Source organism: Photobacterium sp. (assembly GCF_057456235.1).
Genome location: NZ_JBVCPH010000003.1, coordinates 88,593 through 106,001, shown reverse-complemented (window position 1 = coordinate 106,001; position 17,409 = coordinate 88,593). Strand labels below are relative to the sequence as shown.

Genomic DNA, 17,409 nt, shown 5'->3' with positions numbered 1-17,409 from the left:
TCCCCGCCCTTTGAAAAAGAATTTTAATTAAAGGATTTCCTATATGGCGACTCAAATTCTAAATAAAGGCGTATCACGCCGTCGCTTCCTGTCCGGAATGGTTGCTGCGAGTGCTGCGACTGTCGTGGGTACAAGCCTGCTGGCACCACGCAAGGCCATCGCGGCATCAGAAACACAAGCAAAGTTCACCGGCGAAGTACTTTCTGGCTCTCATTGGGGGGCTTTCCGTGCCAAAGTTGTTGATGGTGTTTGGGTAGATACGGTTCCTTTCGAGAAAGACCTACACCCTACGCCAATGATCAACGGCGTACGTGAAGTCGTTTACAACCCCGCTCGTGTGAAATACCCAATGGTACGTATTGACTGGCTGAAACACGGCTTTAAGTCAGATACAACCCAGCGAGGTGACAACCGTTTTGTTCGTGTGCCATGGTCTCAGGCTTTGGATTTCTTCTACCACGAAATGGAACGGGTACAGAATAGCTACGGCCCAAGTGCGCTATACGCTGGCCACACCGGCTGGCAGTCAGTTGGTAAACTGCACTCTGCCGGTACGATGATGAGCCGTGCACTTGGCCTTCACGGTACTTACCTTGGAAAGATGGGTGACTACTCAACGGGTGCCGCGCAGGTAGTTCTGCCTTACGTTGCCGGGGCAATGGAAGTTTACGAGCAGCAGACATCTTGGCCGCTGGTTCTTGAACACTCTGACACCATCGTAATTTGGGGCTCTGACCCAATTAAAAATCTCCAGGTTGGCTGGCTGGTACCGGATCACAGCCCGTATGCCTACTATCAGCAGCTGGCTGAAAAAGTGAAGAACAACGAAATCAAAGTCATCTACGTTGATCCGGTTCGTTCTGAAACCCAAAAAGCGGTCGGTGGCGAGCAGATCCCAGTTAACCCGCAAACCGACCTTCCGTTGATGCTGGCTATTGCGCATACCCTGTATACCGAAAACCTGTACAGCAAAGATTTCATCGCTGACTACACCACAGGTTTCGACCAATTCGTTCCTTACCTGACCGGTGAGAAAGATGGCGTAGAAAAGACACCTGAATGGGCAGAAACAATCTGCGGGATCAAAGCAGACGACATTCGCGTTCTTGCTCGCCAGATGGCTTCTGGCCGTACTCAGATCATTGGCGGCTGGTGTCTACAGCGTATGCAGCACGGTGAGCAGTATGCGTGGATGCTGGTTGTTATTGCTGCAATGCTGGGTCAGATCGGTCTGCCTGGCGGCGGTTTTGGGTTCGGCTGGCACTACAATGATGCAGGCTCTGTCACCTCAAACGGCCCGCTTATGTCAGGCTTTAGTGGTGTGACTGGTGTTGACCCGATTCACAATGGTTCATACAAGGGTTACTCGACCTACATCCCAGTTGCCCGTTTCGTTGACTGTATCGAAAACCCGGGCAAAACCATTCAGTGGAATGGTCACGATGTGAAATTCCCTGAGATGAAGATGGCTATCTTCTGTGGTAACAACCCATTCCACCACCACCAGGATCGCAACAAGATGATCAAAGCGTGGCGTAAGCTGGAAACGGTTGTGTCTGTTGAGCACCAATGGACTGCAACCTGCCGTTTTGCCGATATTGTCCTTCCAGCCACAACCACCCATGAGCGTAACGATATCGAACAGTATGGTAACCACTCCAATGCCGGTATTATCGCACTGCCAAAAGTGGTTGAGCCTCTGTTTGAAGCTAAAGATGATTTTGATATCTTCCGTGAGCTATGCCGTCGTTACAATCGCGAAGAAGCGTTTACCGAAGGTAAGACACAGATGGAGTGGATTGAACAGATCTATAACGGTGCGCGTCTGCAGGGCCGTGGGCTGGGCGTTCGTATGCCTAACTTCAAGAAGTTCTGGGAAGGCGAAGGCTTTATTGAGTTCCCAGAGGGCAAAGAGTGGGTTCGTCACGAATCATTCCGCAAGGAACCGGATTTAGAACCACTAGGTACAGCGTCTGGCCTCATTGAAATCTACTGTAAGACCATCGCAGACATGGGTTACGATGATTGCCAAGGTCACCCTATGTGGTTTGAAAAGACAGAGCGTAGCCACGGTGGCCCGCGTTCGAACAAGTTCCCACTTAATATGCAGAGTACGCACCCGAACCACCGCCTGCATTCGCAGCTCTGCTCTTCAACAGAGCACCGCGCGACTTACTCTGTAGCAGACCGTGAGCCTGTCTACATCAGTACTGTCGATGCGAAAACGCGTGGTATTAAATCTGGTGATATTGTTCGTGTATTCAACGACCGTGGTGAAGTTCTTGCCGGGGCCGTTGTGACTGATGACTATAAGTCAGGTGTTTGTCGTATTCACGAAGGTGCCTGGTACAGCCCGCTTGAAGGTGGTAAACCGGGTACACTTTGTACTTACGGCGATCCAAACGTGCTGACTCAGGATGTCGGCTCATCGAAATTGGCTCAGGCAACAACAGCCGCTTCTGCGCAGGTAGAGATCGAGAAGTATACCGGTAAAGTACCCGCGGTAACGGGTTTCAACGGTCCGGAAGAAGTCACTGATATCAACCCGCTCTTCCCGGCGATGGACTTAGCGTAACTCGCGGTATTCAGGAGTAGCTTTATCCGAAAAGATATCAATAGCCTGCAGTTGCAGGCTATTGATAAATTTATAGGCGATGAATGTAACAACATTGCCTTTCTTTACCCATAAATAGAGCCTATTCACATATAATCATTACAACATCCTGTTTTATGTGAATAGGTTTTTAAGTGTCTGGAGTGACAGTGATCATGCAAGAGTTTATTGCTTTCAACGAACAACGTGCTGAAATTTACTGGTGGATGTCTTCACTATTAGCTCGTGAGTTGACAACGGAAGATTTGATGGAATATCACGGTGACGAAATGTTCACCTTCTTGTCTGGTCTTGGTATGACACCAGAGCTTAAACAGCCTGTCGAGTCATTCCGCGAGGCGACTAACCGTTTAAAAGTGCGTGAAGATGCACAACTTGAGCTGGCAGCAGATTTTTGTGGCTTATTCCTGAGCACACCAAAGTCTGGCGCTCTGCCATATGCTTCTATTTATGTTGGTGAAAGCGGCCTGCTGAACGACAAACCGGCGCAGGACATGAATAAGCTAATGGAGCAGTATAACATTGCTCAACATAAAGAATTCAATGAACCCGCAGACCACATTGCTGTTGAGCTGGATTTCATGGGTAACCTGATTATCTTAGCTAACCGACAAAAAGACGATGAAAAGCGAGAAGAGGTAATGCAGGCACAGCTGTCATTTGTGAACAGCATGCTATTGAACTGGCTGCCAATCTTTGCCCAAGCATGTAAAACCCGAGATAGCTTTGGTTTCTATACCGCAGCCGTTGACCTGCTTGTTGCATTTTGTCAATTAGACTCGGCATTCCTTGCCGGAGAAGAAGAATAACCTAATCGGTCGTCGTAAAGACTGATACTATCTCCCTTGCCGGCATTACATGCCGGCTTTTTTTATACCAATTTCATTAATTATTGATCCCCATTCGGTTCTCAATTATATCGGTTCAACAAAAAAGCCAAGTAATAGCCTTTCACAAAAACGATCAAACCGTATTTATCGGTACATTGTTATGAGCCTAGTTTATTGAAATCGCATAAAAATTGTTGATGTCTATCAAGTAATTTCCTCTTGGTAAACAGAAATGTTGCACTGTGCGCTACACTCAGTAAAATGTGAGCGCAAGCGATTACACAGTGAAACGCCTTTTGGGGCTAACAAAAATACTACGCCGCCCGTTAGAGAAGCGGCTTTTTGACGTTTTATACTTTGTGAAATATCTATCGTACCAAATTGAATAAATAGGTAATTGACGGTTGCGTAGTTACTCAATTTGGTATCAGTTAAGAATCGGTCGGATAAGACCTCTGACTTACAATTATTAGAAGAATAAATATGGCAACGATTAAAGATGTTGCACGTATGGCTGGCGTGTCGACCACAACAGTTTCTCACGTGATCAACAAAACTCGCTTCGTGGCAGAAGCAACACAGAAAAAAGTACTGGCCGCCGTTGATGAACTCAACTACGCACCCAGTGCCGTAGCACGAAGCCTCAAGTGCAATACGACTCGCACCATTGGGATGTTGGTAACCAAATCAACCAACCCGTTTTTTGCTGAACTCGTTCATGGTGTTGAAGAGTATTGCTATAAGGAAGGCTACACCCTGATCCTTTGTAATACCGAAGGTAACTTATCTAAGCAACGTGACTACCTGCGCATGCTAGCTGAAAAGCGTGTTGATGGGTTGCTTGTTATGTGTTCTGATCTCGATCAAGTGCTACTTGATCTGCTTGAACGTAAAAGTGATCTGCCAATGGTGATCATGGACTGGGGCCCGGAAAGCCCACATACTGATAAGATTCAGGATAATGCTGAATTTGGTGGCTACATTGCTACCAAGCATTTTATCGAGCATGGGCATGTTAAAATTGGCTGTCTGTCAGGTCATATTGATAAAATAACGTGCCGTGAGCGTTTGAAAGGTTTTAAAAAAGCAATGGCAGAAGCCAATCTGACCGTGAATGAAGATTGGATTCTCGAAGGCGATTTTGAATGTGAGTCTGCTGTTGTCGCGGCTAACCAGTATATTGCAATGAAAGAGCGCCCTACTGCCATCTTTTGTTTCAACGACATTATGGCCATGGCGCTGATCAGTACTTTTGAGCAGGCCGGTATACGCGTACCTGGCGATATTTCTATCATCGGTTACGACAACATTGAACTAGCACCCTATTTTTCACCACCGTTGACCACAATCCACCAGCCCAAACGCCGCTTAGGTAAAACGGCTGTCGAAATTTTGATGGAACGCATGAAAAATAAGAGTCATGCCCGTCGTATATTTGAGATGGAGCCTCAATTAGTGATCCGGAAATCTGTCAAAGATTTAAACTGAACCCGCTGATCCCGGTAACATACAATAAAAGCCGACATGTCATCATTTGTCGGCTTTTTAGCTATTAATCTACCATCATAAAAACTGATCGATTAACCCAAACAAATACATGCAATAAATATAACTAATGCCCTTTTTTGTATGCCCGTAGCACATAAAAAAGAAAATAACTCAAATCAAGATCGCATTTTTAAACACTTGAAGAAGTGTCTTATCTACGATAATATTTGTCCCGTCACGAACAAGGCAAACCACGCGAAAGAGTGGGACGCAAAGCTTCCGGCCTAAAAGCCAAGTAGTTTATTAATAACTTACTTAACTTATGGTAGCGGGGTTACCGATGGATTTTTGCTCTGATATGGTCAAATTCTCACACACATTTGACAAAACTATCAGGTAACCTGCTAATCTCTTCATCGCTCAGATGTTAGGTGACTCAAAGTATTTTTTCACCGAGAAGAAGCATGGATAAATCAGTACTAAAAGATTCACTAAAATTATTTGACTGTTTAGATTGTATCAGGTCACGCTCAATGTTTGGCGGTTTTGGTATTTTCGCCGGTGAAACTATGTTCGCTCTTGTAGTGAATGATAAATTACACTTGCGTGCAAACGCCGATAATGAGCAAGAATTTAAGGAGGCCGGCCTTGAACCATATGTGTACAAGAAGCGCGGATTTCCTGTTGTCACGAAGCATTATGCGATTCCTGAACAATGGTGGAATGACACAAGTAAAATTCTCAGTCAGGCAAAACGCTCTCTAGCAGCAGCCCAACAAGATAAAGAAACCAAAAGCAATACCGGGCCTAATCGTATTAAAGACCTTCCGAACCTACGTTTAGCCAATGAACGAATGTTAAAGAAAGCAGGCATTGATACTATCGAACAACTTTTTGATCTTGGCGCACTTGATGCTTACAAAGCCTTACAGCAAACGCATCAAGAGTCATTAAATGTCGAGTTGTTATGGGCATTGGAAGGTGCGATCAGTGGTAAACATTGGTCTGTTATTACAGAACAGCGACGTACCGAATTATTGTCTGAGTTACCATAAACAATTAACCATCAAAGAGGCGTATCACGCCTCTTTTTTAATCACACTTCTCAACTCTCTTCCCCCAAAACCGTTTATACAATAAGACTCATAACGCCATCTATCTATCAGTGTCAAATATTGAACCCCTCTCACAAAGATGCTCATAAATGCATCAATAAGCTGTCAATTGATATTAATGTTTGTAAAATCAGGCCGGTATTATTTACTGAGAGGTTGCTATGTTCTGCTCCAAGCCTTTCCCAGGTCAAACAGATCACATATTTAAAGACAAATTTTGTAAGTGGCCCAAACTACTTCGCAGTTTGATTTTTATCAGTTTGCTTCCTCCGTTTGTGGCAATGTTTTTTGTTTACAACCAGCTTGCACCGTTAGATCTGCTGTATGACATTCTTACCATCATTGCTGCCTTTAACCTGTTAATGCTGTTTTGGGGATTAATCCTTAAGATAAGGGCTAAAAAATACTGGTACCGTAATTACCATATAGGTAAAACCATGTTGTTCGCTTTAATTCCTGTCGTGGCCTGCGGCTACTTACTCGCCACAGAACAATCTGATCCTCAGGTTGCACAGCAAGTTGAGATCCGAAGTGTTGAAATAACCACCAACTAATCGAATTATAAGAACAATTTCATAAATTCCTGAAATATTCATACCCTTAGCCCGGTCTTTGTTGCTACGTTGGTATAGCATTGCGTTATGCCAAACAACTACAGCAATAAGGGTCCAAAGTGCGTATTTCCGTTAAGCCTCGTTACTCTATTTTTATCAAACCATTACTTTGGCTTCAAAAGCGCCATTACGGGAAAGTGTTAAATCCTGCCCTGCTTTGGGGAAGGCGTCCGGCACTGTTCTGGCTCGTTGCGGCTTTCTTTGGTTTTCTCGACCGAAAATCATCACCGCTTTCTCCCGTTATCCGCTCTCTAGTTTGTGTTCGTGTGTCACAACTCAACGATTGTGCCTTCTGTGTTGATGCCAACGGTATGAAACTCGCCGAACGCTGTAACTCTGTCGAAAAAATCAAGGCCCTTGCCCACTGGCAGCAAAGTGAATTATTCACCGAGCAAGAGCAGATTGTTTTAACCTATGTCGAAGCGATGACGGTTACGGGCCAACGCATTAGCGAAGAAATGCTCGTTGATCTTAAAAAGTGGTTTGATGAAGATAGTATTGTCGAGTTAACGGCATTAGCGGCATTCCAGAACTTATCCGCCAAATTTAATACCGCACTTGATGTTCCTTCGCAAGAACTGTGCTCTTTACCGATACAAGTTAACGATGAGCAGGACTCATCAACAGCTGAATCACAAATTAAATAGCAAGAGGTGTCTCATGGATAGAAAAAAACGCTTGCTCCTCGTTACAATTTTCACCCTGATAGCACTTTGGTTCGCATTTGATTTGGGGCAATACTTTACCCTGGAACAAGCTAAGGCTCAGCAACTAGCGTTAAAAGATACGATTGCCGAACAACCTCTGTTATCGAGTCTGGTGTACTTTTCCGTTTATGTGATTGTAACCGCTCTGTCACTGCCTGGTGCCGCTATCATGACGCTGTTAGGTGCTGCATTATTTGGTTTCTGGTGGAGCTTAGTGCTGGTATCATTTGCCAGTTCGATTGGCGCTACCCTGGCGTTTTTATTCAGCCGTTTTATTTTACGTGACTGGGTACAAACGAAATTCGGCAGTCGTATTGCTCCGATTAATGCCGGCATCGAAAAAGACGGAGCCTTCTACCTGTTCACCCTGCGTTTAATTCCCGTGTTTCCATTCTTTGTGGTAAACCTGTTAATGGGTTTAACCCCGTTGAGTACCCGTATGTTTTACGTCGTGAGTCAGTTGGGTATGCTGGCAGGTACCGTGGTGTACATCAATGCGGGTACTCAGTTAGGCGAAATTGAAACATTAAGCGGTATTATTTCAGCGCCTGTATTAGCCTCTCTTGCGCTGCTGGGTGTATTCCCTCTCGTTGCTAAGATCATCATGAAGATTATTAGTCAGCGTCGTGTATATGCTGACTGGCAGCGTCCTGATCAATTTGATCAGAACATGGTGGTTATTGGTGCGGGTGCCGGCGGCTTAGTCAGCGCTTATATTGCCGCCGCGGTTAAAGCCGAAGTCACACTTATCGAAAAGCATCAAATGGGGGGGGACTGCCTCAATACCGGGTGTGTGCCATCGAAAGCCATTATCCGCGCGGCACATGCCATGGCTGAAATTGCTCGTGCCCATGAATTTGGTATTACTACTGACAAGCCACAGGTCAATTTTCAACAGGTGATGGCTCGGGTTCATAACGTTATCGCGAAAATCGAACCCCACGACTCAGTCGAACGTTACTCCAAATTGGGGGTCAACTGTGTCAAAGGCGAAGCACAAATCCTTTCCCCATGGGAAGTAGAAGTCAATGGCAAGCGCATCACCACCCGTAATATTGTTATCGCAACAGGTGCCCGTCCATTGGTCCCTAACATTCCGGGACTGCAAGATGTTAATTACTTAACGTCGGAAACAATCTGGTCTCTCAAAGAGCAGCCAAAACGCTTGTTAGTTCTGGGTGGGGGCCCGATTGGCTGTGAGCTCGCACAGAGCTTTAGTCGTTTAGGTAGCAAGGTCACCATCGTTGAAATGGCAGAGCAATTACTCATTCGCGAAGATGCCGACGCCTCGCTTTTAGTCAAAGCAAGCATGCTCAAGGATGGTGTTGATATCAGACTTGGCCATAAAGCGATACGCTTCGAGTCCGTTACAGCTAAAGGACTCACCCAAAATAATGAAACACTTGTTCAACGCGCTTATCTGGAAAACAACGGTAAACAGGTCGCTATTGAATTTGATGCCGTCATGCTTGCTCTTGGTCGCGTAGCAAATGTTCAGGGGTTTGGTCTTGAACGGCTCGGTATTGCGACAACAGAGCGTGGCACCGTAGAGGTGAACGATTACCTGCAAACCAAATATCCTAATATTTTTGCCGTCGGTGATGTGTCGGGACCTTTTCAGTTAACCCACGCAGCGGCACACCAGGCATGGTATGCCGCCGTCAACGGTTTGTTTGGTCAGTTTAAGAAGTTCAAAGCCGATTATTCCGTATTGCCCGCAGTAACTTACACCTCCCCCGAAATTGCCAGAGTCGGTATTAACGAGAAAGAAGCACAACACCGAGGGATCAGCTATCAAGTGGTTACTTATGGCATCGACGATCTTGATCGGGCGATCACAGACGGCGAAAATTATGGTTTTATCAAAGTGATCACTCCGAAAGGCAGAGACAAAATCCTCGGCGCAACAATTGTAAGCCATAATGCCGGTGAGCTACTTACTGAATTTACCTTAGCCATGCGTCACGGATTGGGGTTGAATAAAATACTGGGAACGGTTCATCCCTACCCGACTATGAGCGAAGCCAATAAGTATGCAGCTGGTGTCTGGAAACAGGAAAATGCCCCCCAGGTACTGTTAGCCTGGGTGAAAAAGTACCACACCTGGATGCGGCACCAAAAAGCCTCAGAAGAAAACCAGTCAGATATAATAAAGAGACAAACAGTCAACGCAGAAGAATCAGTAAGCATTAAATCAGTGACAGCATTAAACGAGAATAAGGACGTTCAATGAAAAAACTAGTTATGGGGCTGGCACTATCGCTAGCCTGCAGTTTTGTAAGTGCGGAACAAGCTTCCCCTCAGCCGCCGGAGCAATGGCAGAGTATTGAAAGTAAGGCGAACGGGCAAACGGTCTACTTTAATGCCTGGGGTGGCAGCCAGGAAATTAACGACTATTTGCGCTGGTCAGCGAAGCAACTTAAACAGCGTTACAACGTCACACTTAAGCATGTGAAAGTGGCTGATATTGCAGAAACCACCCAACGGTTACTGGCTGAAAAGACGGCCGGTAAAGACAGCGACGGCAGTGTCGATCTGGTTTGGATCAATGGCGAGAACTTTCGTTCGATGAAACAAGGAAAGTTATTGTTCGGACCTTTTGTCGATCAACTCCCCAACTGGCAATATGTTGATCAGCGCTTGCCGGTTTTTGAAGATTTCACCGAACCAACGGAAGGATTAGAAGCCCCCTGGGGGGTTGGACAGCTTGTTTTCATTCATGATAAACAAACCCTGAATAATCCACCGCAAAGTTTTTCTGAGCTACTGAGCCTGGCGAAAGCATTTCCCGGTAAAGTCAGTTATCCTCAGCCACCTGAATTTCATGGCAGCAGTTTCTTAAAAGCGGCATTAATTGAGCTGACGAATGACAGGCCCGCGCTTTATCAACCCATTGAACTGAATAAAGATAAATCACGCTTTGAGCGGGTTACAGCACCATTATGGCAGTACCTTGACCAGTTTCATCCGGTCGCATGGCAACAAGGTCGACGTTTTCCGTCAGGTACAACCGAAACCATTCAATTATTGGATGATCGGCAGCTACTATTAGCCATTACATTCAACCCCAATGCAGCTAATGCCGCGATCGAGCACGGTACGCTGGCAGAAACCGCTCAGGCTTACGCCTTCAACCAAGGGGCACTATCGAATATTCATTTTTTAGCCATTCCATGGAATGCGTCCGCAAAAGAGGGTGCTCTGGTAGCAATTAATTTTTTACTGAGCCCTGAAGCTCAAGGACGAAAAGCCAATACCAGCATCTGGGGTGATCCTTCGGTGCTGAAAGAAGAAGCTCTGGATAGTGGTAGCCGAGGTTTTGCATTATTCAAACCCGTTGCCGAGCCTCACCCAAGCTGGCTGACAGCCATTGAACAAGAATGGCAGCGCCGGTACGGGCATTAATTCTAGACAAGTAAAAAGTAAAAAGTAAAAAGTAAAAAGTAAAAAGTAAAACTAGAATACGAGTGTCGAGATCCTGCAAACTCGGCACTCTTTCTCATTATTCATCAGGCATCAGGAAGACCACGGATACATATGCACTATTATTTTTATACCCGACTCAGATCACTTACGCTTTGAGTCTGCCATGATCCGTTTTCTATACCTGGCAACCATTGCGATATGTGCACTGCCCTTATTACCCGGGGTCATCGGCATTGCGATCCCAGCGTTTTCCTGGTTACCCGCACTTGGCTTAGATTCCCCAAACCTGTCTGCATTTTCCTCGGCCTTGCACTGGCCGGGGCTGAGCCGGTCCATATTACTGACACTGATTTCGGGTGTCGGCAGCACAATACTGGCAACCACATTTTGCTTTCTGATTTTACAGGCAAACTGGAACAGTTCGCGCTGGCAGCGAATTGAGCATCTGATCGCACCTATGCTGGCGCTGCCTCATGTCGCATTTGCCATTGGTTTTGCCTTTACATTCTCCCCGACAGGATGGCTATTCCGCCTTGCTGAAACGGCAGGCATCGACACAGCATCGCTGTTTGCTTTCACTCAAGATCCGTATGGCATTGGACTGATGCTGGCGCTGGCAATTAAAGAAACCCCTTTTCTATTGTTAATGAGCGTTTCAGTACTCCATCAAATACGCTTGAATCAATTACAGGCGGTTGCTTCCGGTCTGGGCTATAGCCACCGCGAGAGCTGGCTGAAAGTCATTTTACCGCAGTGGTTGCCTAAAATGCGGATGCCGATCTACGCCGTATTAGCCTATGGCCTGTCCGTGGTTGATATCGCTATGATCTTAGGGCCATCACGCCCGCCAACATTAGCGATATTAGTCTGGCAGTGGTTCAGTGAACCCGATCTTACCCAGATCCCCCGGGCAGCGGTCGGTGCTATCATATTGCTTGTGCTTGCTTTCGGCGTATTAGCACTGGCTCGTCTGATCGAATGGCTGCTCTTCGATATTAAGCGCCAATGGCAATATTCAGGCCCGTCATCCAAACAGAAGAAATCAGTCTTACGCGGTGCTTACTTGCACTGGCCCTTTACAATTGTGCCTGTCATTGTGGTTCCCGTCCTGATCGTCTGGTCTTTTGCCCAACGATGGCGCTTTCCTGATCTGCTGCCCAGCCGCTATAGCACACGTTTCTGGCAACAAGAAAGCGAATCATTGATACAGCTGGTATCCAATAGTATTTTGCTGGCATTTAGCAGTGCACTTATCGCATTGGTGCTGGCTATCGGCTGTCTGGAACACCGGCAAAAGTACCAGCGAGGAATCCCAACCTGGCTTATCGCCTTCGCGATGGTGATCCCCCAGCTTTCTCTCTTATTCGGCATTCAGGTTTCCACTTACCTGTTTACCGACCAGCACTTTTGGTTATGGGTAATATGGAGCCACGTTCTTTTCGTTTATCCATATCTTTATCTGGCATTAGACGGGCCATGGCGAACCTATGATATTCGACTGGAACAGTCTGCCCGCAGTTTGGGCTTAAGTGCGTGGTCTGCCTGGTGGCGAGTAAAGCGTCCACTCATGATGCCGGCTATCTGGCTGGCTCTTGCCGTTGGGATAAGTGTGAGCCTGGCACAGTATCTGCCAACCCAAATCTTAGGTGCGGGACGTATCTCGACATTAACAACCGAAGCCGTGGCATTAGCCAGCGGGCAGGATCGCCGAGTCAGTGCAATTTACGGATTATTACAAGGGTTATTACCCTTAACTTTCTTTACCCTAGCGCTTATTGCCAGTCGCTTCTCAGGAAGCTATTCCTCTCGCAGTCAGCAACAACGGAGTACCAACACGGATGACCTTATCTGTGGAAAACCTCACTATAAGTAACGGCACTGTGCCGCTTATTTCGTCTGTGACCTTTAGCGTCAATCAAGGTGAAGTATTAACCTTAATGGGACCAAGTGGCTGTGGTAAATCCAGCCTGCTCAGTGCGGTTGCGGGGCATTTAAGTCCGACGTTTACCCTGCAGGGAAAAATCTCGCTGAATAACCGTTCAATGAATGAACTGGAACCGGATCAACGACGGATTGGAATTTTATTTCAGGATGATCTGCTCTTCCCTCATCTTAACATCTGGGAAAACCTGGCCTTCGGCCTGTCCCGGAACATAAAGAGAAGTGACCGGAAAAAACATGCCATTGCAACCCTGCAACAAATTGGATTAGAAGAGCTTGCAAATCATATGCCAACAGAAATATCAGGCGGTCAACGAGCCCGCATCAGCCTGATGCGTACCTTACTGGCTAAGCCCGAAGCGGTTTTACTTGATGAGCCTTTCAGCAAGTTAGATAAGGAATTACGAACCGCTTTCCGTCAATTTGTCTTTGAGCAAATAAAAGCACAGAACATTCCAGCGCTGATGGTCACCCATGATGATGATGATATTCCCGAAGGTGGTAATGTATTGCGCTGGCCCTGGAATAAGGAGTCTCGTCATGATTGATCGTTATGCCATTAAAATGATTCGCAGGCCTTTACAATCGGCTGCAGCCCTACCGGATAAAATTGGGATCACCGCGAATCAGGTAACAATAACCGGATTCTTACTGGGATTACTGGCACTGCCTGCCCTCGCCTTTCAGCAATATGACTGGGCTTTGGCTTTTATTCTCATTAACCGATTGTTTGATGGTTTAGATGGTGCAATAGCCCGTCGACAAGGCATCACCGATTGCGGTGGTTTCCTTGATATCACCCTCGATTTTCTTTTCTATTCGATGGTGCCATTTGGCTTTGTTCTGGCCGATCCTGGCGCTAATGCCGTTGCTGGTGCATTTTTAATTTTTGCCTTTATCGGTACGGGATCAAGTTTCCTCTCTTTTGCCATCATGGCAAGCAAGCTCAATATCGAAAACCTGGTCTATAAACAAAAATCGCTTTACTACATTGGCGGCCTGACCGAAGGAACGGAAACGATTGCCTGTTTCATCCTGTTCTGCCTCTTTCCGCAGCATTTCTCAACTATAGCCTGGATATTCGGCACCTTATGTTGGGTTACAACAGCCACACGGATCTGGGCAGGCTATCAAACGCTGAGAGATTGAATAAACATTTATTCCCGTGCCACTACAGTTTGAATTTCGCCATACTTACGCATTTGAAAATAACTCCTATACTTCAAGTTGAGTTTTCAGGCCACGGTATTGACATGGTATGCCGTGCCAGAGAAAGTCACCGAAGAGGAAGAATCAGTATGGTCAACAATCTCACACAAAAGTTTATCTTGCCGCTTATTCTATGCACATCAGGTATTGGGGTCAGTTTCGCTGAAGATGACGTTGCAAGTATCATTGCTAAAGCAAGATCAGCCGCGCCAGCTTCCATTAGCGAAAATGCGACTGTAATGGCTAACGGTAAGGTCATTGCCGAGGGCAGTAATGGCTGGACATGCATGCCAGACACAATGCCGAATGACGGCGCCCCTATGTGTAACGATGCATTATGGATGACAATGTTAAACGCGGTGGGTAATAAAGCCCCTTTTGAAGCAACCGGCATTGGGGTTTCCTACATGCTTCAAGGAGATCTGGGGGCTGGTGTCAGCAATTCAGACCCTTATCACCCAGAGCCTAAAAAAGCTGCGGATTATACCGAATCAGGTCCGCATTTGATGATTATTCTTCCCAAGGAGTTACTTGAGGGAATAACCGATGATCCCAATTCGGGCGGGCCATACGTAATGTGGAAAGATACCCCCTATAGACACCTCATGGTGCCACTAGGAGATAAAGAGTAAACTGAAGCACCCGTTATCGTTATAATAGCGGGTGTCTTTACCCGAAGTCACGGTGAGCCTGATCCCCTGCACCATTAACTGTTCAGAAACTATATTCGACATCATGACTAACGCATCCATTCACGGTGTAACTGGTCGCTGTCACCCAAATAATCAAGCAACCACTCAAGTGCCGGATTCGTACTTTCGGTTTTCCAGGCCAGGCAACACGGGCTGACCGCCGGTTTATTTATTAACTGTTTTTCTACCAGCGCACCGGTCTCAATATGCGGTATCGCCATGTGCGCAGGCATCACACAAACGCCTAATCCTGCCTTTAAACATTGCATGGCACTGTGCCAGTTTGGCACCATAATACGGCGCTGGTTATCCATCAGCCAAGTGACGCGTTTGGGCAAGGTTCTGGATGTATCTTCAATACAGATGGCAGGATACTGCGCAAGCTCATCAGAGCCAAGTTGATGCTCAGTCTTTGCTAACGGATGATCTTTGGAGACCACAAATTTCCAGAATAGTGTCCCCATATCGCGGTAAGCGAAATATCCACCAACAGGAACTGCGGCTGTTGCACCAATCGCAATATCTGCACGACCATCCGCCAGCGCATCCCAGACACCATTGAACACCTCCATGGTCAAATGCAGCTCAACATCGGGAAAAGCCTGATAAAAGTCACGCACCAAGGTATTAACCCGACTTTCACGTACAACGGTATCTAGCGCAACCGAAACACTTTGTGACCAGCCGTTGGCTACCCGCTGGGTCTGTAAACGCATCTGTTCCATCTGTTTGATAAGATTGCGTGCTTCTTCGACAAAATACTCGCCGGCAGGCGTTAATTTCACCTGCCGGTGCATGCGAACAAATAAATCGACCGCTAATCGCTCTTCTATTAACCGAACGGTATAGCTGATTGCACTTGGCACTTTGTGTAATTCTTCTGCGGCAGCAGAAAAGCTGCCGCGCCTGGCAACAACATCAATAACTTGCAGATCATTGTACGAAAACATATCAAATCAATTTTTTTGAAAGCAATGTTGAAATATTACCGTTTCACAGTGAGGAAAGCCACAACTACACTTGCACGCAATGTTATTTCAATAAAGTTCAACCATAATGAAAAACCAACCATCTAAAGTCACCCTGAGCTGGTTTGCCTGCCTAAGTATGTTAGGTTTTCTGGCGACAGACATGTATTTACCGGCATTTGCGACTATTCAAGAAGACTTCAACACCACACAGCCGCTTATTGGCTTATCCCTAAGTATATTCCTGTTAGGAATGGCGCTTGGTCAACTGGTCTATGGCCCGTTATCGGATCGAATTGGCCGTATCAAAGTCCTTCTGGGAGGGATGACCCTATTTAGCATCGCATCCGTACTGTGTGCTTTTGCTCCGACTGTCGAACTGTTCCTGGCAGCACGTTTTACTCAAGCCTTGGGCGCCTGTAGTGCCACAGTTATCTGGCAGGCTGTTGTTGTTGACCGCTATGAAGGTAAAGTATCAGAGCGTATTTTTGCGACCATCATGCCGCTTGTCGCCTTATCTCCGGCGCTTGCCCCACTGGCTGGCGCACTACTTGAAGGTCATTTCGGCTGGCGCAGCATCTTTATTTCACTGGTAGGTTTTGGTGCAGTTATAGCAGTTATGACAATAAAGGAGACTGAAAGTGCTCCTATAAACAAAACACATGAAAAGACAAGTATTAAGTTGCGCCGTGATTATCAGCAAATTATACGTTCAAAAAAATTCGTCGGAAATATGGTTATTTTTGCGGCTTGTTCTGCCGCATTCTTTGCATACCTGACGGGATCGCCTTTTGTCATGGGAGCTATGGGTTATTCAGGTGCCGATATCGGTTTGAGTTATGCGCCACAAACTATTGGCTTCATTATCGGTGGCTACGGCTGTCGGACTCTGCTGAACCACTTCGAAGGGAAACAGATCTTACCTTGGTTATTAAAGCTATTTTTCGCAAGTGTGGTGGTAATGTTCCTTATTTCAACCAATACTGAGCCAACAACCATCTGGCCGATCCTTATCCCATTTTGCTTCCTTGCTGCTGCCAATGGGGCGATTTACCCTATTGTTGTTAGTCAGGCTCTGGAAGATTTCAAAAACTGCAGCGCGACTGCAGCTGGCTTGCTGAATTTCCTGCAGACCATTATCTGCTTCGCTGCAAGTGGCATTGTTTCGGCCTTTACGGCAAAAGGATTGATTACGGTAACGACTGCAATGCTCGCTGCCGGTTTTGTCGCAATAATTGGTTTTGCACTTGTTGTGCAGGCTCGTCGGCAGGCAGTACAACAGGTACAAACTGCATAATTGCATTTCTGAACAGTAAAATTTGCATAATAAGTTGAGGCTGCCTTCCGGCGGCCTTTTTTATTGTCTCAAATCCTTACTTTTTTAATCGATTGAAATGACTAAATTCTCGTAATCGCTTTTCCCGCCCCATCATCAATTCATACGATCAAGCAGTAATCAGCAAACATACAGCAGCTTATTACTAGTTTTCGTTAAGTAACTCCGTCAATATTTATGCCAACGAAGATCTTTCATAGTTCAGGGTTTCAGATCGATAAACAACCCGAGCCCAGCTAAACTGAAAACGATTAATTACATATAAATCATAATAATAGAAAATCACCCGATATTAGAAATGATCTTTTTCGTACTTTTCTTTTCCGGTGAGATGCGGTTATCGCCATGATTGTTCGAAACGATTCATCATAAATGTATCAGTGTTGGCTTATTTAATACCAAAAACACAAAGTGGCTAAACCAGTCATTAACACTGAAAAATGAACAATTAATATACAAAAAAGCAACA

Annotated in this window: 14 protein-coding genes and 1 riboswitch; of the genes, 13 read left to right on the top strand and 1 reads right to left on the bottom strand. The window is 46.1% G+C overall.

Features of this window, described 5'->3' with window-relative positions:
* Positions 1–43: 43 nt before the first annotated feature.
* The 12 genes from torA (at position 44) to AC2204_RS04865 (ending at position 14,576) form a co-directional block, all read left to right on the top strand.
* Positions 44–2,575, top strand: a complete 2,532-nt coding sequence (gene torA, locus AC2204_RS04920) for a trimethylamine-N-oxide reductase TorA (protein ID WP_318924372.1) — start codon at positions 44–46, stop codon at positions 2,573–2,575.
* 194 nt (positions 2,576–2,769) lie between these two features.
* Positions 2,770–3,423 carry a molecular chaperone TorD gene (torD, locus tag AC2204_RS04915; protein ID WP_318924553.1) on the top strand — a complete coding sequence of 218 codons (654 nt, stop codon included), beginning with the start codon at positions 2,770–2,772 and terminating at the stop codon, positions 3,421–3,423.
* Between the two features lie 504 nt (positions 3,424–3,927).
* The gene (locus AC2204_RS04910; protein WP_318924371.1) at positions 3,928–4,932 is read left to right on the top strand and encodes a substrate-binding domain-containing protein; all 1,005 of its coding nucleotides are present in this window, start codon (positions 3,928–3,930) and stop codon (positions 4,930–4,932) included.
* Positions 4,933–5,167: 235 nt separating this feature from the next.
* Positions 5,168–5,274, top strand: a riboswitch (cyclic di-GMP riboswitch).
* Positions 5,275–5,396: 122 nt separating this feature from the next.
* Complete coding sequence (locus tag AC2204_RS04905; RefSeq protein ID WP_318924370.1) at positions 5,397–5,987, top strand: TfoX/Sxy family DNA transformation protein; 591 nt, start codon at positions 5,397–5,399, stop codon at positions 5,985–5,987.
* A gap of 341 nt (positions 5,988–6,328) precedes the next feature.
* Complete coding sequence (locus AC2204_RS04900; RefSeq protein ID WP_318924369.1) at positions 6,329–6,601, top strand: hypothetical protein; 273 nt, start codon at positions 6,329–6,331, stop codon at positions 6,599–6,601.
* Positions 6,602–6,720: 119 nt separating this feature from the next.
* Positions 6,721–7,308 carry a carboxymuconolactone decarboxylase family protein gene (locus tag AC2204_RS04895; RefSeq protein WP_318924368.1) on the top strand — a complete coding sequence of 196 codons (588 nt, stop codon included), beginning with the start codon at positions 6,721–6,723 and terminating at the stop codon, positions 7,306–7,308.
* A gap of 13 nt (positions 7,309–7,321) precedes the next feature.
* A complete protein-coding gene (locus AC2204_RS04890) occupies positions 7,322–9,601 on the top strand; it encodes an FAD-dependent oxidoreductase (RefSeq protein WP_318924367.1) in 2,280 nt (759 codons plus the stop codon).
* Positions 9,598–10,773: an ABC transporter substrate-binding protein gene (locus AC2204_RS04885; protein WP_318924366.1), complete on the top strand. Its 1,176-nt coding sequence runs from the start codon at positions 9,598–9,600 to the stop codon at positions 10,771–10,773. Before AC2204_RS04890 ends, AC2204_RS04885 begins: the two co-directional genes overlap by 4 nt.
* A gap of 184 nt (positions 10,774–10,957) precedes the next feature.
* Complete coding sequence (locus tag AC2204_RS04880) at positions 10,958–12,667, top strand: ABC transporter permease (RefSeq protein WP_318924365.1); 1,710 nt, start codon at positions 10,958–10,960, stop codon at positions 12,665–12,667.
* Positions 12,633–13,283, top strand: a complete 651-nt coding sequence (locus AC2204_RS04875) for an ATP-binding cassette domain-containing protein (RefSeq protein WP_318924364.1) — start codon at positions 12,633–12,635, stop codon at positions 13,281–13,283. Before AC2204_RS04880 ends, AC2204_RS04875 begins: the two co-directional genes overlap by 35 nt.
* Positions 13,276–13,884 carry a CDP-alcohol phosphatidyltransferase family protein gene (locus tag AC2204_RS04870; protein ID WP_318924363.1) on the top strand — a complete coding sequence of 203 codons (609 nt, stop codon included), beginning with the start codon at positions 13,276–13,278 and terminating at the stop codon, positions 13,882–13,884. The genes AC2204_RS04875 and AC2204_RS04870 overlap by 8 nt, the downstream gene beginning before the upstream one ends.
* A 149-nt stretch (positions 13,885–14,033) precedes the next feature.
* Positions 14,034–14,576, top strand: a complete 543-nt coding sequence (locus tag AC2204_RS04865) for a hypothetical protein (RefSeq protein ID WP_318924362.1) — start codon at positions 14,034–14,036, stop codon at positions 14,574–14,576.
* A 107-nt stretch (positions 14,577–14,683) separates the two neighbouring features.
* Here the strand turns inward: AC2204_RS04865 and punR are convergent, their stop codons facing one another.
* A complete protein-coding gene (punR, locus tag AC2204_RS04860; protein WP_318924361.1) occupies positions 14,684–15,586 on the bottom strand; it encodes a DNA-binding transcriptional activator PunR in 903 nt (300 codons plus the stop codon).
* A 106-nt stretch (positions 15,587–15,692) separates the two neighbouring features.
* Between punR and punC the strand changes: the two genes are divergently transcribed.
* Entirely contained in the window at positions 15,693–16,901 is a 1,209-nt protein-coding gene (punC, locus tag AC2204_RS04855) for a purine nucleoside transporter PunC (RefSeq protein WP_318924360.1), read from the top strand.
* Positions 16,902–17,409: the final 508 nt, after the last annotated feature.

Coding starts and splice junctions, on each gene's coding strand:
- AC2204_RS04875 (WP_318924364.1), top strand. CDS start 12,633: ATGACCTTATCTGTGGAAAACCTCACTATAAGTAACGGCACTGTGCCG.
- AC2204_RS04870 (WP_318924363.1), top strand. CDS start 13,276: ATGATTGATCGTTATGCCATTAAAATGATTCGCAGGCCTTTACAATCG.
- AC2204_RS04910 (WP_318924371.1), top strand. CDS start 3,928: ATGGCAACGATTAAAGATGTTGCACGTATGGCTGGCGTGTCGACCACA.
- torD (WP_318924553.1), top strand. CDS start 2,770: ATGCAAGAGTTTATTGCTTTCAACGAACAACGTGCTGAAATTTACTGG.
- AC2204_RS04885 (WP_318924366.1), top strand. CDS start 9,598: ATGAAAAAACTAGTTATGGGGCTGGCACTATCGCTAGCCTGCAGTTTT.
- torA (WP_318924372.1), top strand. CDS start 44: ATGGCGACTCAAATTCTAAATAAAGGCGTATCACGCCGTCGCTTCCTG.
- AC2204_RS04905 (WP_318924370.1), top strand. CDS start 5,397: ATGGATAAATCAGTACTAAAAGATTCACTAAAATTATTTGACTGTTTA.
- AC2204_RS04890 (WP_318924367.1), top strand. CDS start 7,322: ATGGATAGAAAAAAACGCTTGCTCCTCGTTACAATTTTCACCCTGATA.
- AC2204_RS04865 (WP_318924362.1), top strand. CDS start 14,034: ATGGTCAACAATCTCACACAAAAGTTTATCTTGCCGCTTATTCTATGC.
- punR (WP_318924361.1), bottom strand. CDS start 15,586: ATGTTTTCGTACAATGATCTGCAAGTTATTGATGTTGTTGCCAGGCGC.
- AC2204_RS04880 (WP_318924365.1), top strand. CDS start 10,958: ATGATCCGTTTTCTATACCTGGCAACCATTGCGATATGTGCACTGCCC.
- punC (WP_318924360.1), top strand. CDS start 15,693: ATGAAAAACCAACCATCTAAAGTCACCCTGAGCTGGTTTGCCTGCCTA.
- AC2204_RS04900 (WP_318924369.1), top strand. CDS start 6,329: ATGTTTTTTGTTTACAACCAGCTTGCACCGTTAGATCTGCTGTATGAC.